The 21,491-nt window shown below is 70.3% G+C and carries 18 protein-coding genes and 1 pseudogene; 10 read left to right on the top strand and 9 right to left on the bottom strand.

Translation table 11 applies throughout. The features are described 5' to 3' along the window. Window positions 1-2: 2 nt before the first annotated feature. Window positions 3-377 carry a DUF192 domain-containing protein gene (locus tag ACYVMZ_RS18965; RefSeq protein WP_461081079.1) on the bottom strand — a complete coding sequence of 125 codons (375 nt, stop codon included), beginning with the start codon at window positions 375-377 and terminating at the stop codon, window positions 3-5. A 270-nt stretch (window positions 378-647) separates the two neighbouring features. On the opposite strand from ACYVMZ_RS18965, the gene ACYVMZ_RS18960 reads away from it, so the two are divergent. The 4 genes from ACYVMZ_RS18960 to ACYVMZ_RS18945 all read left to right on the top strand — a co-directional run bounded on the left by ACYVMZ_RS18960 (window position 648) and on the right by ACYVMZ_RS18945 (window position 4,181). Then, the gene (locus ACYVMZ_RS18960) at window positions 648-1,304 is read left to right on the top strand and encodes a hypothetical protein (protein ID WP_461081077.1); all 657 of its coding nucleotides are present in this window, start codon (window positions 648-650) and stop codon (window positions 1,302-1,304) included. 41 nt (window positions 1,305-1,345) lie between these two features. After that, window positions 1,346-2,320 carry a hypothetical protein gene (locus tag ACYVMZ_RS18955; RefSeq protein WP_461081075.1) on the top strand — a complete coding sequence of 325 codons (975 nt, stop codon included), beginning with the start codon at window positions 1,346-1,348 and terminating at the stop codon, window positions 2,318-2,320. A gap of 113 nt (window positions 2,321-2,433) precedes the next feature. After that, entirely contained in the window at window positions 2,434-3,309 is an 876-nt protein-coding gene (locus ACYVMZ_RS18950) for an LLM class flavin-dependent oxidoreductase (RefSeq protein WP_461081073.1), read from the top strand. 77 nt (window positions 3,310-3,386) lie between these two features. Next, entirely contained in the window at window positions 3,387-4,181 is a 795-nt protein-coding gene (locus ACYVMZ_RS18945; protein WP_461081071.1) for a class I SAM-dependent methyltransferase, read from the top strand. A 12-nt stretch (window positions 4,182-4,193) separates the two neighbouring features. Here ACYVMZ_RS18945 and ACYVMZ_RS18940 read toward each other — a convergent pair. After that, window positions 4,194-5,354 (bottom strand): annotated as a pseudogene (locus ACYVMZ_RS18940) (winged helix DNA-binding domain-containing protein). 624 nt (window positions 5,355-5,978) lie between these two features. Here ACYVMZ_RS18940 and ACYVMZ_RS18935 point away from each other — a divergent pair. The 4 genes from ACYVMZ_RS18935 (at window position 5,979) to ACYVMZ_RS18920 (ending at window position 11,146) form a co-directional block, all read left to right on the top strand. Continuing rightward, window positions 5,979-6,752, top strand: coding sequence for an isoprenyl transferase (locus tag ACYVMZ_RS18935; protein ID WP_461081069.1), 774 nt, complete (start codon window positions 5,979-5,981; stop codon window positions 6,750-6,752). A 398-nt stretch (window positions 6,753-7,150) separates the two neighbouring features. After that, window positions 7,151-8,476 (top strand): PhoH family protein, encoded by a 1,326-nt coding sequence (locus ACYVMZ_RS18930; protein WP_461081067.1) that lies wholly within the window; start codon window positions 7,151-7,153, stop codon window positions 8,474-8,476. Window positions 8,477-8,897: 421 nt separating this feature from the next. After that, the gene (locus ACYVMZ_RS18925; protein ID WP_461081065.1) at window positions 8,898-9,599 is read left to right on the top strand and encodes an aggregation-promoting factor C-terminal-like domain-containing protein; all 702 of its coding nucleotides are present in this window, start codon (window positions 8,898-8,900) and stop codon (window positions 9,597-9,599) included. Between the two features lie 167 nt (window positions 9,600-9,766). Beyond that, entirely contained in the window at window positions 9,767-11,146 is a 1,380-nt protein-coding gene (locus ACYVMZ_RS18920; protein ID WP_461081063.1) for an AI-2E family transporter, read from the top strand. A gap of 586 nt (window positions 11,147-11,732) precedes the next feature. Here the strand turns inward: ACYVMZ_RS18920 and ACYVMZ_RS18915 are convergent. Both ACYVMZ_RS18915 and ACYVMZ_RS18910 read right to left on the bottom strand, forming a co-directional pair. Continuing rightward, on the bottom strand, window positions 11,733-12,266 hold the full coding sequence (locus tag ACYVMZ_RS18915) for an alkyl hydroperoxide reductase (RefSeq protein WP_461081061.1): 534 nt from the start codon (window positions 12,264-12,266) through the stop codon (window positions 11,733-11,735). A gap of 2 nt (window positions 12,267-12,268) precedes the next feature. Continuing rightward, window positions 12,269-12,823, bottom strand: a complete 555-nt coding sequence (locus ACYVMZ_RS18910) for a peroxiredoxin (RefSeq protein WP_365666293.1) — start codon at window positions 12,821-12,823, stop codon at window positions 12,269-12,271. Between the two features lie 167 nt (window positions 12,824-12,990). On the opposite strand from ACYVMZ_RS18910, the gene ACYVMZ_RS18905 reads away from it, so the two are divergent. Continuing rightward, the gene (locus tag ACYVMZ_RS18905; protein WP_461081058.1) at window positions 12,991-13,947 is read left to right on the top strand and encodes a LysR substrate-binding domain-containing protein; all 957 of its coding nucleotides are present in this window, start codon (window positions 12,991-12,993) and stop codon (window positions 13,945-13,947) included. A gap of 10 nt (window positions 13,948-13,957) precedes the next feature. Here the strand turns inward: ACYVMZ_RS18905 and ACYVMZ_RS18900 are convergent, their stop codons facing one another. The 5 genes from ACYVMZ_RS18900 to ACYVMZ_RS18880 form a co-directional block, all read right to left on the bottom strand. Further along, the gene (locus ACYVMZ_RS18900; RefSeq protein ID WP_461081056.1) at window positions 13,958-16,261 is read right to left on the bottom strand and encodes an ABC transporter permease; all 2,304 of its coding nucleotides are present in this window, start codon (window positions 16,259-16,261) and stop codon (window positions 13,958-13,960) included. Between the two features lie 68 nt (window positions 16,262-16,329). Further along, the gene (locus ACYVMZ_RS18895; RefSeq protein WP_461081054.1) at window positions 16,330-17,016 is read right to left on the bottom strand and encodes an ABC transporter ATP-binding protein; all 687 of its coding nucleotides are present in this window, start codon (window positions 17,014-17,016) and stop codon (window positions 16,330-16,332) included. After that, window positions 17,013-17,537 (bottom strand): PadR family transcriptional regulator, encoded by a 525-nt coding sequence (locus ACYVMZ_RS18890; protein ID WP_461081052.1) that lies wholly within the window; start codon window positions 17,535-17,537, stop codon window positions 17,013-17,015. The genes ACYVMZ_RS18895 and ACYVMZ_RS18890 overlap by 4 nt, the downstream gene beginning before the upstream one ends. 105 nt (window positions 17,538-17,642) lie before the next feature. Then, entirely contained in the window at window positions 17,643-17,891 is a 249-nt protein-coding gene (locus ACYVMZ_RS18885) for a type II toxin-antitoxin system antitoxin (protein ID WP_461081050.1), read from the bottom strand. Further along, complete coding sequence (locus tag ACYVMZ_RS18880) at window positions 17,888-18,823, bottom strand: SPFH domain-containing protein (RefSeq protein WP_461081048.1); 936 nt, start codon at window positions 18,821-18,823, stop codon at window positions 17,888-17,890. The genes ACYVMZ_RS18885 and ACYVMZ_RS18880 overlap by 4 nt, the downstream gene beginning before the upstream one ends. 292 nt (window positions 18,824-19,115) lie before the next feature. Here ACYVMZ_RS18880 and ACYVMZ_RS18875 point away from each other — a divergent pair, with 292 nt between their 5' ends. Beyond that, a complete protein-coding gene (locus ACYVMZ_RS18875) occupies window positions 19,116-21,440 on the top strand; it encodes a transglycosylase domain-containing protein (RefSeq protein ID WP_461081046.1) in 2,325 nt (774 codons plus the stop codon). The last annotated feature ends 51 nt before the right edge of the window (window positions 21,441-21,491 follow it).

The following is a 21,491-nucleotide window of genomic DNA, read 5'->3' as shown; positions in this document are numbered from 1 at the left end:
CGCTACTCGCTCACCACCTCCACCCGCACCCCGGCCCGCAGCCCCCACCCCGCCATCACCCCGGCCTCCGCCTCCACCACATGCCGGGCCCGAAGCCGCGGCAGTCCGAGCCGCCCCGGCCGCATGGTGCGTACGGCGATCACGGTGAGACGGCGATCGAGATAGGCGACGTCGATGGGCATCCGCATACGGAAGGTGTGCACGCTGTTGGCGGGGGAGAGCAGGATCGCCCCGTCGAGGGAGTCACGGCCCAACAGCCCCTTCGTGCGGGCCCGATACGACCCGGCGATCTCCAGCGGAACGCTGACAGACGCCGCAGCCCCGCCCTCTCCGTGCACGACCAGCGTCCCCCACCCCTCCCGCCACCGCCTGCCCATGCCGAGCCCACCTCCCGTCCACCGTGCCGCCTGCTGTCCGAACCGAACGTATCCATCGGGCAGTAGGCCCGACATAGGCCCGACATGGGTCCACGGGCCCATGCGATGCTGCTCCCCGCGTTACGCAACCGTTATGCCGCAAGTGGCCCTGCCGACAGCCGATTTGGCCCCATACACCCCGTCGGTCGACAGGCTTCACCTGGTGTCGCCCCACCCCGATGGATAGCTTTGGTTCGCTCAAGAGAAGCCTCGCCCCACCGGGAGCCGACCGTGAACCGCCGCCCCACCCTGCTCGCAGCGATCACGCTGACCGCCGCTGCGGCTCTGACGCTGTCCGGATGTGGCAGCGATGACAGCGCGTCCAGCGACAAGGACAAGATCGCGGGAGCCGACACGGGAAGCGAGACGTCGGCGCCCCCGAGTCCCAGCGAGTCCGGCTCCGCCGACCGTCCGAAGATCACGTTCCCGTCCGACGCCAAGAATGTCTTCGAGTACCGGAAGACTGGTAACGCGACGAAAGACGCAGTTCTGGCGGACAGCACGCTGAGCGTCAATTCCGTGGACGAGGCGATCTTCAAGGGGAGCACCGACACCAAGGCGCTCGGCTTCTACAACACGGGCAAGGCTCTGGAATCGTCCATCACGTTTGTCAAGCGGTACATCGACGGCGGCGACACGTGGGTCGGGGTGACCCGGTACTTCGACTACAAGGTGACTCTCTCCGGAGACGACAAGGCCTACGTCAGTTACTGCTCCGACGAGAGCAAGTCGTACATCAAGAACAGGAAGACCGGAAAGGTCGACAGGTCGCCGGCGACCGCGGACTCCTACGTGCTGTACAACACCAGCCTCACCAAGAACGACGAGGGAGTCTGGCAGACCACCAACATCGCCTCGAACGGGGGAGACAAGGCGTGCCAACCGTAAGGGACTCGGCGAGGACCGTAACGCTTCTGACGCTCGTGTGCATGTCCGTCTTCGCTTCCCCAACGGCCTTCGCCCGTGGGGAATACGGGCACAACGGTGATACGGAACAGAGCGCCGGCACCGGCGCCGACGGCACCGTCTCCGTCACCGTCGGCGGCATCGTCTTCGACCGTTCGAAGAACGGCAGCGGCAACTCCACGGGTGCGCTGACCTCCACCACGTCGTGGACGCCGCCCCCCTGCTGGTACGCCCCGAAGTACACCCCCGAGCAGCTGCAGAAGTACCTGGAGCCGATCTGGGAAGCGGAGTCGACGGGTTATCAGTGGGACGCCGAGCAGCGGAAGAAGTACCTCAACCCGGACGATCCCAAGAAGGACTTCCACAAGGACAAGACCGGCAAGGGCTACTGGTGGGGCTCGTACGTCAATGAGTCCTACCCTCCGGGCTGGGACTCCTGTGACGAGGACTATTTCTGGGTGGACACGGGCGACGCCCCGCCCGCGAACATCGAGAACGCCATCACCCCGGAGATCCTCGCCGAACTCGCCTACGCCGAGATCCGCGTCCCCGGCACCGAGGTGACCCTGGCCCCCGAGAACACGACCAAGGTCAACCTGCCGACCTGGGCCTGGCTGGACGACGCCCAGTTCAAGCCGGTCTCCGTCACGGCGTCCGTACCGGTCCTCGACCTCCAGGCGACCGCGACGGCGGAGCCGGTCTCGCTCAGACTCGAGCCGGGCACGCCCGATGCCGTGACCTACCCCGCATCCGGTGTCTGCGAGATCCAGAACGGCCGCATCGGCGAGCCGTACGCCAGGGGCAAGGCCGACCGGACCCCGCCCTGCGGAGTGAAGTACCTGCGCTCCTCGGGCGACGGCACGTTCCCGCTCCAGGCCACCGTCACCTGGAAGATCCAGTGGACCGGCACGGGCGGTGCCGGCGGCGACCTGCCCGACGGCACCTTCGGCGCGACCCAGGACGTCGTCGTGCAGGAGATCCAGGCCGTCAACCGCTGACGGCGCGCCGGCCATCCCTGCGGAGCACTCCCCGCTGCGTCACGAACGGCCGGCAACGCGGCAGAGAAGTAAAGCAGTTGTGTTGGCCCGCCCCGCGGGATAGGAAGGCCACCATGACCGGACTCGGTGCTGTCTCCCGTCCCCAACTACCCCCCGAACGCCTGCGCTCCACCGCGCGCGTCGTCGACGAGGCAGGGCTCGAAGAGCTCTGGCTCTGGGAGGACTGCTTTCGGGAGGGCGGGATCTCGGCGGCCGGTGCGGCGCTCGCGTGGACCGAGCGGGTGCGGGTCGGGGTCGGGCTGTTGCCCGTTCCCCTGCGCAACGTCGCCATCACCGCGATGGAAGCCGCCACGCTCCACCGGATGTTTCCCGGCCGCGCGATCCTCGGTGTCGGGCACGGTGTGCAGGACTGGATGGGGCAGGTCGGGGCTCGGGTGGAGTCGCCGCTGACGTTGCTGCGGGAGCATCTCGGCGCGCTGCGGGCCCTGTTGAACGGGGAGCGGGTCACGACCGACGGGCGGTACGTCAAGCTCGACGACGTCGCCCTGGACTGGCCGCCGGAAGGGCATGTCGAGGTGTTCGCGGGTGCCACCGGGCCGCGTTCGCTGCGGCTCACGGGGGAGGCCGCCGACGGAACCATCCTCACCGCGTCAACGCCGCCCGAGGGTGTACGCAGGGCACGGCGGCTCATCGACGAGGGGCGGGAGGCGGCCGGTCGTCGAGGCGATCCGCACAAGGTGGTGGTCTATCTGCTCGCCGCCACCGGAGCCGACGCCGCCGCCCGGCTGCGGGCCGAGCTGGAGGCCGAGGGCGTCGGGTCCGTCCCGGAACTCGGGGTCGCCGGGGACGCGGGCGCCGTGGCGAAGGCCGTTGAGCGGCTGGCCGAGGCCGGAGCCGACACGGTCATCCTCCAGCCGACGGGGGACGAACCCGATCCTGAGGGTTTCGTGCGCTTCGTGGCGGAGGAGGTGCGGCCTCTGGTGCCGTAGGCGCCGAAGCCGCTCGGACCGGGAACGTGTCAGGAAATCAGCGGCGGCCACCAGCACCCTCCTGCCACGATCACCCCATGGCAACCGAACCACCACAGCCCCGCCGCTTCGAGGACCTCGTCGCCGAAGGTGCCTCCGTCCCCACCGAGGGATGGGACTTCTCCTGGTTCGAGGGGCGGGCCACCGAGGCGCGGCCCTCCTGGGGGTATGCGACGGCGATGGCCTCGCGGCTGGCCGGGGCGCGTGCCGTGCTCGACATCCAGACCGGGGGAGGGGAGGTGCTGGACTTCGCGCTCGTCAAGGCCCCGCAGCGGCCCCCGCTCACCGTCGCCACCGAGGGCTGGCCGCCGAACGTGGCCAAGGCCACGGCCCTGCTCCGCCCGCGCGGTGTCGCGGTCGTCGCCTCGCCCGAGGACGCGCCGCTGCCGTTCGCCGACGGGGCCTTCGACCTCGTCGTGAGCCGTCATCCCGTCCGCCCGCACTGGGAGGAGATCGCGCGCGTCCTCCAGCCCGGCGGCACCTACTTCGCCCAGCACGTCGGTCCGAGCAGCGTGTTCGACCTCGTCGAGTACTTTCTCGGGCGGCAGCCGGACGAGGTGCGCGACGCCCGTCACCCCGACCGCGAGCGACGCGACGCCGAGGCCGCCGGGCTGGACATCGTCGACCTGCGCGCCGAACGGCTCCGCATGGAGTTCCACGACATCGGCGCCGTCGTCCACTTCCTGCGCAAGGTGATCTGGATGGTCCCCGGCTTCACCGTCGAGGCGTACGAGGCCCAGCTGCGCGCCCTGCACGAGCGGATCCAGGCCGAGGGGCCCTTCGTCGCCCACAGCGCCCGGCATCTCTTCGAGGCACGCAAGCCCCGTCCGTGATCGGCGAAGGCCTCAGGCGTGCGGGCCCACCGTGACCTCTCCCACCACCAGCTCCGCCGCCGCCTCCAGCACCTCGCCCACCCGCTCCACCCGCTCGCCCAGCTCCCGCCGCCGTGCGGCCGTCAGCTGCCGGAGCGGCTCCACCGTGACGGTCGTACGACGTCCCCGGCGCCGCTGGTGCCAGACCCCCGCCACCACGCCGTCCACCAGCAGCACCGGGTAGTTCCCGGCCTGCCCGCCCGCCAGGGCCCCGGGAGGCCGCCCCGGGGAACAGGTGTTCGCGCGGCTGTGCGGCGATGACGTACGCGTCGAAGTACGGCAGCAGCCGCACCCCGCGCACCGGCCCGTCCGGGAACGCCGTGTCGCCCGCCGCCACCCAGGCCGGCGTCCCCTCGAAGTCCACGTCCTCGATCTCTCCCGCGGCGGCCAGCTGCGAGAACAACGCGACCGCCCACCCCGCCGGCGCCGCCAGCCACCTGGCGAAGTGCTGCGGTGTCGCCGGGCCGTACGCCTGCAGGTAGCGGCGTACGAACGTCCGCAGCGCCTCGTGCGGGGACGGCGGCGGAGTGGTGTGCGGTGGGCGGGTGTACATCACCTTGCGGTCGCGGTCGGGGCCGAAGCACAGCGCGCCCGACCAGCCCGCCCGGTGCGTCACCTGCCGCCGGCGCGGCCACATCGCCTGGAAGGCGGGCATCACCAGGTCACCCGCCCAGGAGCCGGTGCGTGCGCAGACCTCCCCGGTCAGCTCGTCCATCGTCAGACACCGGCCCTCCAGGGCCTCGCCGATCGCCGCCAGGACCTGCTCCGTCTGCTCCTCGGTGAGCCGGACCTCGGGCGGGAACGGGCTCGGGCCGGTCGGGAGCGCGCGGTGAGGGCAGCGCTCCACAGGGGGAGTTCGCCGGAGGGGAGCAGATGGACGGTGCCGCGCGGGCCGTGCGTCTTCACCAGCGAACGGTCCTCCCACAGCGCGGCCCGTACGTCCGCCCGCGTCACCCCGGCTGCCCGCACCCCCACCGACACCTCGGCCGCGGACAGCACCTGCGCGTGCGCGCCGAGCATCGCGCCGACCACCTCGGCGAGCGGCGTGCCGCCCTTGGCGGGCGTGGCCAGGAACTGCCGTTCGACGCGGCGGGCGCTCGCCGCGGCCCAGGTGACCCTCACCGTTGTCGTCATGGAGCCGACCGTAGGCGGCAATGAGGACGGCTTCTGTCCTGATTGCGGGTCCTCATTGCGGAGGCCTGTCGTCCTGTGCCGTTGTTCAGCGGTGCCTGTGCCCCTCTCCGGGGCGTCGCCGGTGTCAAGCGGGCGTTCGCAGCCGGGGTCACCCGTCGGGGGATGTCGGGAACAAGCCGCCGAGCGGGCCACAAAGTGGGCCGAACTCTCCGGATCCCACCCCATGTCACCCGATTCCCCTGGGAATCCGCCGTGTTCCGGCCATGAATCCGACAGGAACGGGGGCTTCCGCGGGCACCGGCGCGTTGCCGGGCGGTTTCGGAGAGTAGTTGTGGCACGCCGATGCACGCAGCATCACTTACGAAGGGTTATGGTGGAAGCCCCCCCTCGGGCCGGTCCGTATCCCCCCCACGGACCGGCCCGTTTCTTTTGTCCCGGTGGGTCCCCGGCGGCCGCCCGGTGCGGGCGTGCCGCCGCCGTAGGCCTGACACCCGTTGGGCCCTCCCCGTGGCGGCGGGGGTAGGCTTCGCCCTCGGGGACTGCCATACGGACAGGGACCGCCGCGGCCAGGACCGGGCCGCGCGGCGCGGCCTGTCCGATCCGTACGGAGGGGCTGACAATCACGTGAACCTGCGCGACAAGCTGCGTGGCCTGCTGGTCAGGCTGTACGCACGCCGGGTGGAAGGCCACCTGGACCACGCCCAGGTGCCCAAGCACATCGGCGTCATCGTGGACGGCAACCGGCGCTGGGCGAAGGCCGCGGGCTCGACCACCGCGCAGGGTCACCGGGCCGGTGCCGACAAGATCGAGGAGTTCCTCGGCTGGTGCACCGAGACGGACGTCGAGGTCGTCACCCTCTGGCTGTTCTCCACCGACAACTTCGGACGGCCGCAGGAGGAGCTCGCCCCGCTCTTCGAGATCATCGAGGACACCGTCCGCACCCTGGCCGCCGACGGCCGCTGGCGCGTCCACCATGTCGGAGCGCTCGACTTGCTGCCGCAGGGCATGCAGCGCACCATCAAGGAGGCCGAGGAGGCCACCGCGCACGTCGACGGGATACTCGTCAACGTCGCCATCGGCTACGGCGGCCGCCAGGAGATCGCCGACGCGGTGCGCGCCATGCTGCTCGACGCCCGCGACAAGGGCATGACGATGGAGGAGCTCGCCGAGGCCGTCGACATCGACATGATCGGGCGTCACCTCTACACCGGCGACCAGCCCGACCCGGACCTCGTGATCCGCACCAGCGGCGAGCAGCGGCTGTCCGGATTCATGCTCTGGCAGACCGCGCACTCCGAGTACTACTTCTGCGAGGTCTTCTGGCCGGCCTTCCGCAAGGTCGACTTCCTGCGCGCCCTGCGCGACTACGCGGCCCGCCATCGGCGTTACGGCGGCTGAAACGCCGAAGAGGGGCTCTACAGCTCTTCCGCCCAACAGGGGCTTACCGCCGAACGGGGACGTACCGCCGAACGGGCTCTTACGGGTACCCCGTACGGGGACGGATGAGCACCGACTTAACAAGGAGTTCACCGGGGCGGCGTCATATGCCGTGGCATGGCGGCGCGTGTTCGAGGGCATAAGTCAGACAGGTCGACACCCGAACCACGGGTGTCGGATCTCAGCGGACGGCACGGGGCCGTCCGCCCGGGAGGCCCTTTGCACCAGCCCGACCGTGCGGTCACAGCGCGGCAGACGAGGCGTTGGGCCGGTTCTCGGCCCGTCGTGCAGGGCGGCCGAGAACCGGTCCAGCTCCACTCCGTCGCTCCCCGACCTCATCCGAGGGGGTACGTCCTTCCGTGGTGACCAGCGCAAAGCGCCACAAGCCAGACCGGCGCACGTATGTTCTCGACACCAGCGTCCTGCTGGCCGACCCGAGCGCCCTGAGCCGCTTCGACGAGCACGAGGTCGTGCTTCCCATCGTCGTGGTGACGGAACTGGAGGCCAAGCGGCACCATCCCGAACTCGGCTACTTCGCCCGGCAGGCCCTGCGCCTGCTCGACGACTACCGGGTGCGGCACGGCCGCCTGGATGCCCCGATCCCGATCGGGGACCTCGGCGGGACCGTCCGTGTCGAGCTCAACCACTCGGACCCCAGCGTGCTGCCCAGCGGCTACCGGCTGGGGGACAACGACTCCCGCATCCTCGCGGTCGCCCGCAACCTGCAGGCCGAGGGGTTCGACGTCACCGTCGTGTCGAAGGACCTCCCGCTCAGGATCAAGGCGTCCTCCGTCGGGCTCCTCGCCGAGGAGTACCGCGCCGAACTCGCCATCACGGACGCCTCCGGCTGGACCGGCATGTCCGAACTGACCCTGTCCGGCGAACAGGTGGACATCCTCTTCGAGGAGGGGCACATCTACGCCCCCGAGGCCGCCGACCTGCCCGTGCACACCGGCCTGACCATCCAGTCCGAGCGCGGCAAGGCACTCGGCCGGGTCACGCCGGAGGGGAACGTCCGCCTGGTGCGCGGCGACCGGGAGGCCTTCGGCGTCAAGGGGCGCAGCGCCGAGCAGCGCATCGCGCTCGACCTGCTCCTCGACCCGGACGTGGGCATCGTGTCGATGGGCGGCCGGGCCGGCACCGGCAAGTCGGCGCTGGCGCTGTGCGCGGGCCTGGAGGCGGTGCTGGAACGCCGTCAGCACGAGAAGATCATGGTCTTCCGTCCGCTGTACGCGGTGGGCGGGCAGGAGCTCGGCTATCTGCCCGGCAGCGAGGCGGAGAAGATGAGCCCGTGGGCTCAGGCGGTCTTCGACACGCTGTCGGCGGTCACCAGCCGCGAGGTCATCGAGGAGGTCACCGCGCGCGGGATGCTGGAGGTCCTCCCGCTCACGCACATCCGCGGCCGCTCGCTGCACGACGCGTTCGTGATCGTGGACGAGGCGCAGTCCCTGGAACGGAATGTCCTGTTGACGGTTCTGTCCCGGATCGGTGCGAACTCACGGGTCGTTCTGACCCATGACGTGGCACAAAGGGACAATCTGCGGGTCGGGCGGTACGACGGTGTCGTCGCCGTCGTCGAGAAGCTGAAGGGGCATCCGCTCTTCGCGCATGTGACCCTGACCCGGTCCGAGAGGTCCCAGATCGCAGCCCTTGTGACCGAAATGCTCGAAGACGGGCAGATCTGACCGTACTGCCCCAACCGTGGGGGATCAGGCGGTGGTTGGCGCCGTCCGGAAAGGCGTAGAGCCTAGCCGGGCGGCGCCTTCGCGTCTGCCGGTTTCGTGAAATCCCCTGGACGAAACGGCCTGTGAGCTTTCACACGCAACGCAGAATTGCCTTGCGGCGTCCGATTGCGGCAGAGTCTCACTCCTGTCAGGCCCCGCATACGACACACCTGTACCCCCAGCGGTACGGCACCACAAAGAGAACAGAATCAACTCCATAGCGTTGTCGTATGCCGCCCGAGTCACCACGCGGCGCTCCCCTCGCGGGAGTTGCCCACCGGGCCCGCGCCTCCCGTGACCCCGCAGTTGGGGAGGCCAGTGCCAGGGGCACGATTGCGTCCGCCAGGGTCACCGAAGCGGGCGATGCTGGAAGGAAAACCGTGTGAGCCGGATCTCGGTCCGGGGATTCGCAGTGGCCTCGGCCACGGCGGTCACCGCTGTCGGAAGCGTCGTCGGCGTTGCCTCGGGCAGCACCGCGCAGAACAACGACGCGGAAGCGACGGCAGCTGGCACCACGCTGCTGGCGGACATACCCGCGGGCCAGCAGGCCCAGGTGCAGACCGCGTCCTTGACGCAGCAGGCCGACGCACAGGCCATCGCTGCGGACGCGACCGCGAAGAAGGACGCCGAGGAAGCCGCCCGCAAGGCCGCTGCCGAGACCGCCATCGCGAAGAAGGAGGCCGCCGAGAGGGCGGCGAGGGAAGCCAAGGAACGCGCGGAGGCGAAGGCCGCGGCCAGCCGCGACGCCGACCGCGGCGGGCTGGACGTCAACGCCCCCGTCCAGAGCTCCTACACCATCGCCGAGATCCAGGCGATGGCCCGTCAGATGGTGCCGAGCGGCCAGTTCCAGTGCTTCAGCAACATCGTGGACCACGAGTCCGACTGGAACTACAAGGCCGTCAACCCCTCCTCGGGCGCCTACGGCCTCTTCCAGGCGCTGCCGGGTTCCAAGATGTCGTCCGTCGGCTCCGACTGGCAGACCAACCCCATGACCCAGATCAAGTGGGGCCTGAACTACATGAACGACCGCTACGGCAGCCCGTGCGAGGCGTGGTCGTTCTGGCAGGCCAACCGCTGGTACTGAGCCCCCACTGAGCCCTTGCTGAGATCTGGGAGCCGCCTCGGTTCCCCGCCGGCCGCTCAACCTCGGCGCAGCCCCTCCCGTCCTATGGTGAGGGGCTTTCGCCATGTACGGTCGGACGGACGACTCCGGGGGGAGTGGTGGGGAAAGACGGGGGAAGAGGACGGATCATGTCGCGCGTGCCAGGGTGGCTCGGTCGGGTCGGGGCCCGACTGACCCGGATCAGCGAGCGGTTGGAGGAGCGCCGCGCCGAGATGGAGCGGGAGAGGGAGCGGGCGGAGTCCGAGACCGTGTCCGCGTCCGCGTCCGAGCCGGTGTCGGTCTCCGGGTCGGCCTCGGCCTCGGAGTCGCTCGACGACCGCGTACCGCCGCCGCCTGACTACGCGCCCGCGGTCTCGCCCCGGCCCGATCCCGCGCAGGCCGTGCCGTGGGGCATGCGGGTCGCCGCGGAGGCCGGCTGGCGGTTGCTGGTGCTGGCGGGCACGGTCTGGGTGCTGATGCGGGTCATCAGCGCCGTACAACTGCTCGTGCTGGCGTTCGCGGCCGCGCTGCTGATCACCGCGTTGCTGCAGCCGGCGGTGGTGCGGTTGCGGCGGTACGGGGTGCCGCGCGGGCCGGCCACCGCGCTCACGGCGATCCTCGGGTTCGTCGTCATAGGGCTGATGGGCTGGTTCGTGACCTGGCAGGTCATGGAGAACATCGACAACCTCTCCGACCAGATCCAGGACGGCATCGACGAGCTGCGCAACTGGCTGCTGAACAGTCCGTTCCATGTCACGGACAAGCAGATCAACGAGATCGCCAAGAACCTGCGGGAGGCGGTCGGGGCGAACACGGACCAGATCACCTCGGCGGGGCTGGAGGGGGTCACGGTCGTGGTGGAGGCCCTGACGGGCATTCTGCTGACGGTCTTCTCCACGCTGTTCCTGCTGTACGACGGCCGGCGGATCTGGGAGTGGACGCTGAAGCTGGTGCCGGCGGCCGCGCGGCCGGGGGTGGCGGGGGCCGGGCCGCGGGCGTGGCGGACGCTGACGGCGTATGTGCGGGGCACGGTGGTGGTCGCGTTGATCGACGCGACCTTCATCGGGCTCGGGATCTACTTCCTCGATGTGCCGATGGCGGTACCGCTGGCGGTGTTCATCTTCCTGTTCGCGTTCATTCCGCTGGTGGGGGCGGTGGTGTCGGGGGCGCTGGCGGTGGTGGTGGCGCTGGTGACGCAGGGGGTGTTCACGGCTGTCATGACGCTGGTGGTGGTGCTCGCGGTGCAGCAGATCGAGGGGCACATTCTGCAGCCGTTCATTCTGGGGCGGGCCGTGCGGGTGCATCCGCTGGCGGTCGTGCTGTCCGTCGCCGCCGGGGGTTTGGTGGCCGGGATCGGTGGGGCGGTGGTGGCTGTGCCGCTGGTCGCGGTGACGAATACGGTGGCCGGGTATTTGCGGGCGTATTCGCAGGAGGCGGCGGTACGGCATGCGCCGAAGCCGAGGGGGGCGACTGCGTCGGATGCGGCGCCGGGGGGTTCGCCCACCCACCCGCCCGACACGGTCGGCTGAGAGGCCCCCCGCCCTGGGGCTCCGCCCCGGGGCCGGGCGGGGGCTGCGTCCCCTGCGTCCCCTGGGGTTTCTCACCCACCCGCCGGACGCGGTCGGGTGAGAGGTTCTCTCGCCCCGGGCTCCGCCCCGGACCCCGGCGGGGGCTGCGTCCCCTGTATCTCTCGCGGGGCTGCGTCCCCTGCACCCCTCGCAGGGCTGCGTCCCCTGCATCTCTCGCGGGGCTTCGCCCCTGCACCCGCGGGAGTCTGCCCTTGCGCCCTCGCGGGGCTTCGCCTCGCTCCCTGCGGCAGTCTGCCCCGCACCCGCAACGAACTCCGCCCCCGTACCTCGAGCGGAAGTCCGCCCTTGCATCTCCTGCGGAAGCGCCCCCCCGAACCCGTCACGAAGCCGCCCCTCCTACCCGAGTTGCCCCAGCACCCCGCCCCCCCGCCTCCCCCCGGCCACCGAAGCCACAAGCCATTCCCGCACCCCAAGCCAAAGCCCCAAGCCCAAGCCAAAGCCCGAAGACGGCCCCATACGACACAGGGCCCGTCCACCTTCACGGTGGACGGGCCCCGATGACGTGACGAACGAACCCTCGGCGGAGCTACTCCGCCAGGACCGCCTCGGCGTCCAGCGTGACGCCCACCGCCTGGATGACGGAGGCGATCTTGAAGGCCTCCTGGATGACCTCGCGCTCGACGCCGGCCTTGCGGAGGACCTGTTCGTGGGAGTCGAGGCACATGCCGCAGCCGTTGATGGCGGAGACGGCGAAGGACCACAGTTCGAAGTCGACCTTGTCGACGCCGGGGTTGCCGATGACGTTCATCCGCAGGCCCGCGCGCAGGGTGCCGTACTCGTGGTCCGACAGCAGGTGCCGCGTGCGGTAGAAGACGTTGTTCATCGCCATGACCGCCGCGGCGGACTTCGCCGCCGTGTAGGCCTCGGCCGACAGGTTCGCCTTCGCCTCCGGCTCCAGCTCACGCAGGACGATCGGCGAGCGCGACGCGATCGCGGTCGCCAGGACCGTGCCCCACAGCTGCTGTGCGGGCAGGTCGCTGTTGCCGATGACCGAGCCCAGGTTGAGCTTCAGGTCCTTGGCGTAGTCCGGGATGCGGGACTTGAGGGAGTCGAGGGACATCCTCACTCACCAGCCAGGAGCTTGACCGGGTCCAGGGTCTCGTCGCCCTTGGTCCAGTTGCAGGGGCACAGCTCGTCCGTCTGGAGCGCGTCCAGGACCCGGAGGACCTCCTTCGGGTTGCGGCCCACGGAGCCCGCGGTCACCATCGAGAACTGGATCTCGTTGTTCTGGTCCACGATGAAGACCGCGCGCTTGGCGAAGCCCTCCTCGTCCTCGATGCCCAGCGCTCGCATCAGCTCGTGCTTGGAGTCGGCCATCATCGGGAACGGCAGGTCACGCAGGTCGTCGTGGTCCTTGCGCCAGGCGTGGTGGACGAACTCGGAGTCGCCGGAGAAGCCGAGGACCTGGGCGTCGCGGTCGGCGAACTCCTCATTCAGCTTGCCGAAGGCCGCGATCTCGGTGGGGCACACGAAGGTGAAGTCCTTGGGCCAGGCGAAGATCACCTTCCACTTGCCTTCATAGGTCTTGTGGTTGATCTTCTCGAACTCCTTGCCCTTCTCCAGCGAGACGCAGGCGGTCAGTTCGAACTCGGGGAACTTGTCACCGACAGTGAGCACACGCTCTCCTTGCAGCGAAGAATCACCCGTTTTGCGGGTGTTTCCCATGGGTTGGTCGTTGTCGATGTTGGCACAGGGTGCATTGATACAGGAAATAGCTACACTCGGTTGAGTTGATCGAGAGTGGTTATCAGTCACCGGGGGCAGCCGGTAGTGAGGGGTGTGGCATGGGTGCCGGCAAAGGCAACGGGCGACGTCAGCCCAGTCTCGCCCAGTTGCGGGCCTTCGCCGCCGTCGCCGAGCACCTGCACTTCCGTGACGCCGCCGCCGCGATCGGCATGAGCCAGCCCGCCCTGTCGGGCGCCGTCTCCGCACTGGAGGAGACACTCGGTGTCACCCTGCTGGAGCGTACGACGCGCAAGGTGCTGCTCTCACCCGCCGGCGAGCGGCTCGCCGTACGGGCGAAGGCGGTGCTGGAGGAGGTCGGGGCGCTGCTGGAGGAGGCGGAGGCGGTCCGGGCGCCGTTCACCGGGGCGCTGCGTCTCGGGGTCATTCCGACCGTGGCGCCGTATCTGCTGCCCACCGTGCTGCGGCTGGTCCATGAGCGGTATCCGCACCTCGACCTGCAGGTGCACGAGGAGCAGACCGCCAACCTCATCGACGGGCTCACCAGCGGACGGCTGGACCTGTTGCTGCTCGCCGTGCCGCTCGGTGTGCCGGGAGTGGTCGAACTGCCGCTGTTCGACGAGGACTTCGTGCTGGTCACGCCGCTCGACCACGGGCTCGGCGGGCAGGAGGGGATTCCGCGCGAGGCGCTCAAGGAGCTGAATCTGCTGCTGCTCGACGAGGGGCACTGCCTGCGGGACCAGGCGCTCGACATCTGCCGGGAGGCCGGGCGCGAGGACGCGCCCGTCACCACGACCGCCGCCGGGCTGTCCACCCTGGTGCAGCTGGTCGCCGGCGGGCTCGGCTGCACCCTGCTGCCGCGTACCGCCCTCCGGCTCGAGACCTCCCGCAGCGACCAGCTCCTCACCGGCTACTTCGCCGACCCGGCCCCCACCCGCCGTATCGCGCTGGCGATGCGGGCGGGGGCCGCGCGCGGCGCCGAGTACGAGGAGCTGGCGGCCGCCCTGCGGGAGGCGCTGCGGCCGCTGCCCGTACGGGTGCTGGACGGCGACGAGTAGACGCCGGGCGTCATTCCGTGCGCAGGCCGTCCGGGCGCATCATCCGCAGCAGCGGCGGCAGGCTCAGCAGCGTCACCACCAGGACGATGCCGGCGCCGATGCCGGTCATCGACAGCACGCTCGCCCAGTCGATCCGCACCGAGGTGTCCGTCATGCGCAGCAGGACCGCGCCCAGCGTCATGCCCACGGTGGAGGCCAGCAGCAGGCCCAGCCCGATCGGGATCGCCGTCTGCCACAGCACCGACAGGCTCAGCGTGCGGCGCCGGGTGCCGAAGGCGACCAGGGCCGACAGCAGCTTGCGGCGTTCGCGCAGCTGCTCCAGCTGGGAGACCAGCAGGCTCGCACCGATCAGCGCCAGCACACACGCGGCGCCGGCGAACAGGCCGGTGCGGAGGGACTCGTAGCGGTGGGAGAGCTCGGTGGCCGACCAGGTCATGGGGTTGGACATCGGGTCGATGCGCGCGGCTGTGTTGCGCACGTGCTCCTGCGCGTCCGGTTCGGAGCGGTCGAGGCTCAGGTAGAGCTGTCCGGAGGCGTACGCCCCGAGCTTGGCGGGCAGTGCGCCGGGGGTGATCAGGAAGCCGCCGCGCTTGCTGCCGGTGGGGTCCTCGCGCGACTCGGCGTGCCTGAGGGTCTGCGGCAGGGTCCAGGGGACCTGCGGATCGTCGGGCCGGCCGACGTCCTCGCCGTCGGCCCACAGGGTCGTGCCGGGCTTGGCCAGCTTGGGCGTGTCGCTGTCGTATTCGCCGCCCCGCAGGGCGAAGACGTCGCCGTCGCGGCAGGACGGCAGTGTGGCCACCTCACGCAGCGACGCGCAGTCGCCGATGGTGAACTGGGCCATGGCGCTCGGCTCGCCGCGCCGGTCGCCGAGGTATCCCTCGTTCAGCGCGGTGACCTTGCGGACACCCGTGGTCTCGCGGAACTTCTCGGCCGCGGAGGCGAGTTCCATGCCCTCCGGCACGTGCACCTGCATCTGGGCCCGTGACACGTCGTACTGCGACGCCTTGGTGTAGTCGTCCTCCACTCCGGCGAACAGCATCTGCAGCGCGATCGCCCCGGCCACCGCCACCGCGATGCCGTTGACCATGCGGGCCGCCGTGCCGCTGCTCAACTGGAGCCGTCGTACGGCCAGTTGCCAGGCGACGCCGCCGGAGCCGAGCCGGGCGACCACCGTCTCGACGACCCAGGGCAGCAGTGCCGTGACGCCGACGAGCAGGAGCATGACACCCCCGGCGACCAGGTACTGGTTGAAGGCCCCGTCGTCGCGGCCCTGTCCGGCCATCGGGTAGAGCATCGCGAGCCCGGCCAGCGGCAGCAGCAGCCGCCACCACAGCCGGCGCCGCGCGGGCTTGGCCGTACGGACCACGCCGAGCGGTTCGATGACCACCCCGCGCAGCGCGAGGAGGGTCACCAGGACGGCGGCGGCCGGGACCGCGAGCGCGACGAGGGCGGCGAGCGCGGGGGAGGGGTTCAGGTAGCTCGGGAACACGCTGACGCCGAACACTTCGAAGGACGCGGCCATCTGACGCCCGATCAGGAAGAAGCCGACGCCGAGGACGAGCCCGAGCACGGACCCGGCGAGCGCCTCGCCGGCCGCGATCCGCCGCGTCATGCGGCTGTCGGAGCCGACCAGCCGGAGCGCCGCCAGGCGCCGGTCGCGTCGTTCGCCACCGAACCGCACGGCCGCGGCGATGAACACCGCGACCGGCATCAGCAGCACCACGAACACGACCAGGACCAGCAGGAGCAGGACCGGATCCCAGGGCTCGGACGACGTCAGGTCCGGGTTGCCGAAGCTGTCGATCCGGGCCCCGCTGGTGTCCTCGAGCCGGTCCGCGAGCCCCTTGCCGCCCGCGAAGTAGGCGAGTTCCTGCGCGCCGATGAGCCCCTGCTCGCCGATGGTCCCGGCGACCCGGTAGGGCAGCCGCTCCCGCAGCAGCTTCCCGTCGTCGGAGGCGAGCAGCTCCTTCAGTGCGGGGGAGACGACCATCTCGCCCGCCGCGGGGAACGCCGAGACCCCCGGCGGCAGCGGTGCCCGCGGGCCCTCCGCCTCCAGCACGCGCCCGCGCACGTCCTTGTCGCGGAACGTGGTGTCCGCGTCCAGGACGATCAGAGTGTCGTCGGCCTTGGGTATCTTCTGCTGGCTCCAGGTGTGGTCGCTGCGCGCCGCCTCACGCCGGTGCCGTTCCGCCAGCGCGTTCGGGATGGCGGTGGTGAGCAGCAGCAGCGCCACGCCGAGCCCGACACCGACGGCCGTCAGCACGGCCCGGATCCAGCCCTCACGTCCCCCGGCGAAGGCGAACCGGACCCCCATGGCCAGATCCCCGGCCCTCCCCCAGGCTCTCGACTTCGCCCGAGCAGGGAGGTGCCCCCCTCTCCCCCTCATACGACGCGCTCCATGTCCCGGGACTTGCCGTCCCGTACGACGATCTCGCGGTCGGAGTACGCGGCCACCCGCGCCTCGTGCGTGACCAGCACGACGGCGGCGTTGGCGGACCGGGCGGCATCCGTGAGCAGTTCCATCACGCGCTCGCCGTTGAGCGAGTCGAGCGCGCCGGTCGGCTCGTCGGCGAACAGCACGCGCGGGTTCGTGACCAGCGCACGGGCGACGGCGACCCGCTGCCCCTGGCCGCCGGACACCTCACCGGGCCGCTTCTTGCGCACGTCGTCGACCTCCAGCCGCTCCAGCCACGCCAGGGCGGCCCGCTCGGCCTGTTTGCGGGGCGTGCCGTTCAGCCGCAGCGGCAGGGCCACGTTCTCCACACAGGTCAGCTCCGGTACGAGCTGCCCGAACTGGAACACGAACCCGAACTCGGAGCGGCGCAGCGCACTGCGCTCGGCGTCGCTCATGGCGGACAGCTCCCGTCCGGCGTAGGTGATCGTGCCCGAATCGGGCGTGACGATCCCGGCGAGGCAGTGCAGCAGTGTCGACTTGCCCGACCCGGAGGGCCCCATCACGGCGACGACCTCGCCGGGGTGGATGGAGAACCCGGCGCCGTCCAGCGCGGTGGTCGGCCCGTACGCCTTGCGCAGGTCCGAGGCCACGAGCAGGGAACCCGCGGGGGTCATGCGGTCACCGCCGCACGGAGCTTGTCGAGGCGCGCGGCGGTCAGTTCCAGCCAGCGCAGGTCGGCCTCGAGGTGGAACAGGGCGTGGTCGCAGATGAGCTGGTCGGCCAGGTCGCCCTTGCGCTTGCGGTCGGTGAGGATGCGCATGCCGCGCAGGTGCTCGGAGCGCTGTGTGTCGAGGATGTCGGCGGCGTTCCGGTGCGTGAGCAGGGCGAGGACGACCTTGGTGTACAGGGTCGACTGCAGGTACGGCTCGGGCTTCTCCGGCGTGGCGAGCCAGCGCTCGACGTCGGTGATGCCGGCCTCGGTGATGGCGTACCGCTTGCGCTCGGGGCCGCCGCCGGCCTCGATGCCGTCGACCTCGACGAGGCCGTGCTTCAGCAGGCGGGACATCGTCGAGTAGACCTGGCCGTAGTGCAGCGGCCGGTCGTGACCGAACTTCTCGTCGAAGGCCCGCTTCAGGTCGTAACCGTGCCGCGGGCCGGACTCCAGGAGCCCCAGGAGAGTGTGACCGATGGACATGCCGAGGACTGTACACGGGGTGTATACGCCGGGTGTATACGCCGGGTGTGCAGGTCGTGGCGGGGTGTACGGCGGTGCAGGTGGGGACCGATTGTCACGGTTGTGTCACTGACGCCCGGGGGACTCCCCGGGCGGTCGGCCGCGGCGCGGCAGTGGTCCGGTCTCCCGCGGCAGGCGCCCCGCCTCCGCCAGCGCCCTGCGCAGCAGGAACTCGATCTGCGCGTTGGCCGAGCGCAGCTCATCGCTCGCCCACCGCGCCAGCGCCTCGTACACCAGCGGGTCCAGCCGCAGCAGCACCTGCTTGCGCTGCTGCGGCCGACGCTGCGGCGACGAACCCTCGGAGGAGGTGCTCACTGGTAGAGCGTCCCGGTGTTGAGGACTGGCTGCGCGGAGCGGTCCCCGCACAGCACCACCATCAGGTTCGACACCATCGCCGCCTTCCGTTCGGAGTCCAGCTCCACGATGTCCTGCTCGGTGATCCGGGCGAGCGCCGACTCGACCATGCCCACGGCACCCTCCACGATCTGCCGCCGCGCCGCGACGACCGCCCCGGCCTGCTGCCGCTGGAGCATCGCCGAGGCGATCTCGGGAGCGTACGCGAGGTGTGTGAAGCGGGACTCGATGATCTGCACACCGGCCGCCTCCACGCGCGCGTGCAGCTCGGCGGCGAGCTTCTCGGTGATCTCCTCGGCGTTGCCGCGCAGCGACAGGCCGTCCTCGTCGTGGGCGTCGTAGGGGTACTCGATGGCGATGTGCCGCACGGCCGCCTCGGTCTGGGTGGAGACGAACTCGATGTAGTCGTCCACTTCGAAGATCGCCTGGGCGGTGTCCTCGACCTTCCACACCACGACCGCGGCGAGCTCGATCGGGTTGCCGTAGGCGTCGTTGACCTTCAGGACGGCGGTCTCGTGGTTGCGGACCCGCGTCGAGATCTTGGTGCGCGAGGTGAGGGGGTTCACCCAGCGCAGGCCGTCCTGCCGGATCGTTCCCCGGTACCGGCCGAAGAGTTGCACGACCCGGGCCTCGCCCGGCGCCACCATGTTCAGGCCGCACATGGCCAGGAAGGCCGCGAGTCCGACCAGGATGCCGACGATGATCAGCGCGGCCTTGGCGCCGGTCGCGGAGACCGTCGTGGCGGCCGCGACCATCCCGGTGCCGGCCAGCAGGCCGACCAGGCCGAGCAGCAGCGCCAGCCCGCCGCCGATGCTGTGCGCGGGAATCTCCCGCACGCGTGGGGCCGGCATCTCGGGCACGTCGGCCGTGAGCTGGGAGTCGTGTGTGGACATGCGGATCCCCGTTTCTCGTACTGCTCGCCGCACGTCGTCGTACGGCACAGCTCGATCCATAGCTTCGGTCTAGCTAAGTGATATCACTTTACCGCGTTCCGGCAACCCTGAACCCCTCTCGGACGTCGGTTCCGTTGGGACGGGTGCTGATTGTCACGTCCGTAAAAGACCGGATCGACGGACCTTTGTCATATCTCCCGGTGTTAGCTTTCTGAGCTGACCTGAGCGGCGAACCTGTGTGACGTACGGCCACACGTGAGCGAAGCGGAGCGGAACGGAGCGGAACGGACCCATGGGACGAGCGGAAGAGAGACGCGCGCGACAGAGCGCCGGCCGCCGCGCGGCGCCCAGGCGCTCGTCCGGTACGCCGTCGGCCGGCGTCGGAGGCCGTGCCGCGGCCCGCAGAGCGGCCAGAGGCGGCGGCAGAAGCGGCATACGCAGGCTGTTCACCTGGAAGAAGATCCTCGGCACGTTCTTCGGGATGTGCCTGCTCGGCATGGGTGCCTTCGTCGTGCTGTACATGGTGATCGACATCCCCGCGGGGAACGCCGACGCCAAGCGCCAGAGCAACATCTACAAGTACCGCGACGGCACGATGATGGCCCGCGACGGCGAGGTCAACCGCGAGGTCGTCGACCTGGCGAAGGTCCCCAAGGACGTCCGGTACACCTTCGTCGCGGCCGAGAACAAGACCTTCTTCAAGGACGCGGGCGTCGACATCAAGGGCACCGCCCGCGGCCTGTTCAACACGCTCACCGGCAAGGGCGCGCAGGGCGGCTCCACGATCACCCAGCAGTACGTCAAGAACTACTACCTGTCCCAGGAACAGACCGTCACCCGCAAGCTGAAGGAACTGATCATCTCCCTGAAGCTGGACCGGGAGAAGTCCAAGGACTACATCCTCGCCGGCTACATCAACACCAGCTACTACGGCCGCAACGCCTACGGCATCCAGGCCGCCGCCCAGGCCTACTACCGCACCGACGCCGAGGACCTCACGGTCCCGCAGGGCGCCTATCTCGCCGCGCTGCTCCAGGCGCCGAGCCAGTACGACTGGGCGGTCGCCTCCGAGGCCGGTAAGAAGCTGGTGAAGGCCCGCTGGAACTACGTCCTGGACAACATGGTCGAGGAGGGCTGGCTCAGCCGGTCCGAGCGCGACGCGATGAAGTTCCCGGTGCCCGATCCGCCCAAGGGCGACCCCGGCCTGGAGGGTCAGAAGGGCTATCTGGTGAGCGCGGCCAACGCCGCGCTGGAGCGGCAGCTGATCGCCGAGGGCGCCGCCGCCAACGCCAAGGAGGCCGAGGGGATGGTCAGCGCCGGCGGCTGGACCATCACGCTCAACATCGACAAGAAGAAGCAGGCGGCCCTGGAGAAGGCCGTCAGGACGCAGCTGACCAGCAAGCTCGAACCGAAGAAGCGCAAGGTCGACGCCAACGTCCAGGCCGGCGCGGTGTCCGTCGACCCGAAGACGGGCGCGGTCGTCGCGATGTACGGCGGCGTGGACTACCTCAAGCACTACACGAACAACGCCACCCGCGACGACTACCAGCCCGCCTCCACCTTCAAGCCGGTCATCCTCGCCGCGGCCCTGGAGGAGAACGCGCAGACGCAGGACGGCACGCCGATCAGGGCCAACACGATCTACGACGGCACGAGCAAGCGCCCGGTCGTCGACAACGGCAGGAAGGTCGGCTTCGCCCCCGAGAACGAGGACGACAGGAGCTACGGCAAGATCACCGTCCAGACGGCGATGAACAAGTCCGTCAACTCCGTCTTCGCACAGATGGGCGTCGACGTCGGCATGACCGACGTGGTGGACGTCGCCGGCAAGCTCGGCATGGAGACCAAGGGCATGCAGGCGGTGCCCGCGCAGACCCTGGGCTCCATGGGCGCGAGCCCCCTGGAGATGGCCGGTGTCTACGCGACCCTCGCCAACCACGGCGAGAAGGTCACCCCGACCATCGTCAAGTCGGCGGAGCACCTGAGCCGCACGGTCACGATGCCCGACCCGATCGGCGACCAGGTCATCACCCGTGAGGCCGCCGACACGGTGACGTCGGTGCTCACCGGCGTGGTCGACGACGGTACGGCCCAGCGGTCGGTGCGGGACAACCCGCTGCGCGACGGACAGCAGGTCGCGGGCAAGACCGGTACGTCCGACAACAACAAGTCGGCCTGGTTCACCGGCTACACGCCCGACCTGGTGACCTCCGTGGGCCTGTTCGGCGAGGACGCCAAGACCTACGCGCAGGTCGCGATGTACGGCGCGGGCGGCGAGGAACGCGTCAACGGCGGTGGCTTCCCGGCGGAGATCTGGGCGGCGTACACCTTCGGCGTGATGAAGGAGACCAGCAAGTTCGACCTGGAGACCGAGCAGGGCGCGGCCGTCCAGCCGACCCGGACGCCGACGGCCACCCGGCAGCCGACGACCGAGCCCCCGACCCGGGAGCCGACCACCAAGGCCCCGACGTCCGAGCCGCCGACGCAGACCCCGTCCCCGACCCCGACGAGCCAGTCGCCGACCCAGACGCCGACGACCCGTCCCCCAACGACGACGTCGGCACCGCCCACGTTCGGCATCCCGGAGCAGCCGCCGGACCCGAGCCGGGGGCAGTAGGCGACGCGAAGGGCGCCCGGCACACGCCGGGCGCCCTTCGCTGTGTACGGG

It is taken from the genome of Streptomyces deserti, assembly GCF_054782695.1.
The sequence above is the reverse complement of the archived record's forward strand: the minus strand, read 5'-3'. Positions and strand labels throughout refer to the sequence as shown.

Coding starts and splice junctions, on each gene's coding strand:
- ACYVMZ_RS18965 (WP_461081079.1), bottom strand. CDS start 377: ATGGGCAGGCGGTGGCGGGAGGGGTGGGGGACGCTGGTCGTGCACGGA.
- ACYVMZ_RS18955 (WP_461081075.1), top strand. CDS start 1,346: ATGTCCGTCTTCGCTTCCCCAACGGCCTTCGCCCGTGGGGAATACGGG.
- ACYVMZ_RS18950 (WP_461081073.1), top strand. CDS start 2,434: ATGACCGGACTCGGTGCTGTCTCCCGTCCCCAACTACCCCCCGAACGC.
- ACYVMZ_RS18945 (WP_461081071.1), top strand. CDS start 3,387: ATGGCAACCGAACCACCACAGCCCCGCCGCTTCGAGGACCTCGTCGCC.
- ACYVMZ_RS18920 (WP_461081063.1), top strand. CDS start 9,767: ATGTCGCGCGTGCCAGGGTGGCTCGGTCGGGTCGGGGCCCGACTGACC.
- ACYVMZ_RS18915 (WP_461081061.1), bottom strand. CDS start 12,266: ATGTCCCTCGACTCCCTCAAGTCCCGCATCCCGGACTACGCCAAGGAC.
- ACYVMZ_RS18905 (WP_461081058.1), top strand. CDS start 12,991: ATGGGTGCCGGCAAAGGCAACGGGCGACGTCAGCCCAGTCTCGCCCAG.
- ACYVMZ_RS18900 (WP_461081056.1), bottom strand. CDS start 16,261: ATGGGGGTCCGGTTCGCCTTCGCCGGGGGACGTGAGGGCTGGATCCGG.
- ACYVMZ_RS18895 (WP_461081054.1), bottom strand. CDS start 17,016: ATGACCCCCGCGGGTTCCCTGCTCGTGGCCTCGGACCTGCGCAAGGCG.
- ACYVMZ_RS18890 (WP_461081052.1), bottom strand. CDS start 17,537: ATGTCCATCGGTCACACTCTCCTGGGGCTCCTGGAGTCCGGCCCGCGG.
- ACYVMZ_RS18880 (WP_461081048.1), bottom strand. CDS start 18,823: ATGTCCACACACGACTCCCAGCTCACGGCCGACGTGCCCGAGATGCCG.
- ACYVMZ_RS18875 (WP_461081046.1), top strand. CDS start 19,116: ATGGGACGAGCGGAAGAGAGACGCGCGCGACAGAGCGCCGGCCGCCGC.